2 protein-coding genes are annotated in these 2,606 nt (G+C 64.9%); both read left to right on the forward strand.

Annotated elements, in window-relative coordinates; translation table 11 throughout:
* Window positions 1-146 precede the first annotated feature (146 nt).
* Window positions 147-1,739: an IS21 family transposase gene (gene istA / locus QN350_RS19450; RefSeq protein WP_322138219.1), complete on the forward strand. Its 1,593-nt coding sequence runs from the start codon at window positions 147-149 to the stop codon at window positions 1,737-1,739.
* Window positions 1,736-2,506, forward strand: a complete 771-nt coding sequence (locus QN350_RS19455) for an ATP-binding protein (protein ID WP_322137582.1) — start codon at window positions 1,736-1,738, stop codon at window positions 2,504-2,506. Before istA ends, QN350_RS19455 begins: the two co-directional genes overlap by 4 nt.
* The last annotated feature ends 100 nt before the right edge of the window (window positions 2,507-2,606 follow it).

Genomic DNA, 2,606 nt, shown 5'->3' on the forward strand with positions numbered 1-2,606 from the left:
TGGCGAGTCGCCCTATCGGGTAGCGCTGTTCTGACGATCCGGTAGCGCGATTCCGGGGACAGGGTAGCGCTCGACGCGGGTGTGCTGCTCTGCTGTGAAACGACAACACATGGGGTGTTGTCGTTTCACGTTTGGAGTGCTGGTTCATGGCGGATTATCGAAAGATCCTGGTGTTGTTGCTGGAGGGGCGCAGTTATCGGGACGTGGTGGAGATCGCGGGGTGCTCGCACCGCGCCGTGGCCCGGGTGAGCCAGGAAATCCAGGCGCGGGGCGTCACCGCGGCGGATTCAGTCAGCGACGCCGATCTGGCCGGGTGGTTCCCGGACGGGCGCCGGAAAGTGTCCGAGGAATATGACCAGCCCGACCTGTCTCGGGTGCTGGCGTCGATGAAAGCGAACCGGCATTTCACCCTGTTGTTGGCCTGGCGCCGCTACGTCGACACGAAGGACCTCGGGAAGAAGTATGGCTATTCGCAGTTCTGCGCCCTGTTCACCGACTACGTCCGCAGCCACGACTTGGTCGCGGTGCTGAACCACGAGCCGGGCCGGGCGATGCTGGTGGACTGGGCCGGCGACACCATCGAGCTGGTCGACGCGGTCACCGGTGAGACTACGAAGGCGGTGCTGTTCGTCGCGGTGCTGCCGTTCTCCGGGCTGATGTTCTGCTGCGCGTTCATCGATATGAAGTCGCCGGCCTGGCTCGACGCCCACGTTCAGGCATTCGCATTCTTCGGCGGGGTGCCGCAGATCATCGTGCCGGACAACCCGACGACGGCGACAAACCGGTCCCACCCCGGCGATGCGGAGCGGGTCGTGAACGCCCGCTATCAACAGCTCGCCGACCACTACCAGTGCGCGATCGTCCCCGCCCGAGTGAAGAAGCCCCGGGACAAGGCGTCGGCCGAGAACGCGGTGAACGTCGTCAACAAACGCGTCATCGGGTATCTCGAGGACGATGTCTTCACGACTCTGGCCGAGTTGAACGACGCGATCGTTGAGCGGGTGCGGGAGATCAACCACGATATCCGCCGCGCTGACGGCTCGACCCGGTGGGAGAGGTTCGACGCTGAAGAGAGGAAGCTGTTGGGTGCGTTGCCGGACGCGGCATTCGAGGACGTCCAGTGGAAGGAGCTCAAGGCGGGCCGCAACTACCACGTCACCGCCGACACCCAACGGTATTCGGTGCCGTTCGCGTTGGCCGGCAAGCTGTTGCGGGTGCGGCTGACCGCTTCGACGGTGACGGTGTTCGACGGGAACGACATCATTTGCAAACACCCGCGGTTGACGGGCCGGAAAGGCCAGTACTCGACCCTGCCGGAGCATGTTCCGCCGCAGCACCGCAATATCGACGGGCTGTGGTCCAGGCGGTGGTTCACCGATCGGGCCCGCAGTTTCGGCCCGGCGACGGTCACGGTGATCGAGCAGATCCTCGACAGCCAGGCAATCGAGGCGCAAGGGTATCTGGCCTGCCAGAACATTCTCGACGGGCTCGGCAAGAACAACCGGCAACGGCTGGACGCCGCCTGCCAGGAGCTGCTGAACCGCCGTGCGCACCCCACCTACACGACGTTGAAACACCTCATGGCCACGATCGACAGCGACGCGAAGAAACCCAAGCCGTTGATCCCGGCGGCCTCGACCCGCAAGCGCGGCAGCACCGTCGTCTTCCGGGACACCGGACCCGACGTCTATGTTCGCGACGCCTCCCACTACGAGATCGGCGAAGGGACCGGGCGATGACCTTCACGAGCATCGACTACGACAAGTTCCGCGCCCTGCGGGTCACCCATGTTGCGACCCGGCTGGAGGAACTCATCCAGGACGAGGCCAACGACACCCTCACCCCGGAGCAGCTGTTCCTCACCGCCGTCGACGACGCGTTGGAATCCCGGCGGGTGAACAAGGTCGAGCGCCTGATCCGCCAGGCACAGCTTCCGATTCCCGGAGCCACGATTGCGGAAGTCGACTACCGCGACGGGCGCGGCATCACCCCCGTTCGGATGCGCCGCTATGCCACCCATCAGTGGCGGGCGGATTCGACGAACCTGCTCATCATCTCGCCCAGCGGAGGCGGGAAAACCTACCTCGCCTGCGCGCTCGGGATCAGCGCCAGCCAGAGCGAGCACACGGTCGCCTACTTCCGGATGGACGACCTCGCCCGACGGCTCGTCATCGCCCGCGGCAATGGCATCGCGCACCAGAAGCTGCTGAACGAGCTGTCCAACATCGACCTACTCATCATCGATGACTTCCTCACCGTCGGCATCGACAGCGACGCCGCCAGCGACTTGTTCGCGGTGCTCGCGAACCGAGAACACCGGTTGCCGACGATGATCGCCTCACAAACCGGACCCGCGCACTGGGTCGCCGAACTCCCCGACCGGGTCGCGGCGGACTCGATCGTGAACCGCCTCGCGAACCACGCCCGGATCATCAACCTGGGCCAGATTGACATGCGCAGGCACCGCAACGAACAAACCCGCAGCCACGACACCTACTGGGAGTGAAACCGCAGCGGCCCGGGCAGACAGTCCGGGCCGCTACCACTTAGGCAGAAGAGCGCTACCGGGTTATCAGAACAGCGCTACCCGATGAGGCGACGCGCCA

Origin of the sequence: Cryobacterium sp. 10I5, assembly GCF_035019865.1 — a bacterium.
In the GTDB taxonomy this organism is placed as follows: domain Bacteria; phylum Actinomycetota; class Actinomycetes; order Actinomycetales; family Microbacteriaceae; genus Cryobacterium; species Cryobacterium breve_A.

What these genes read in the sequence shown, in the direction of transcription:
- istA (WP_322138219.1), top strand. Translation starts at nt 147, where the DNA reads ATGGCGGATTATCGAAAGATCCTGGTGTTGTTGCTGGAGGGGCGCAGT.
- QN350_RS19455 (WP_322137582.1), top strand. Translation starts at nt 1,736, where the DNA reads ATGACCTTCACGAGCATCGACTACGACAAGTTCCGCGCCCTGCGGGTC.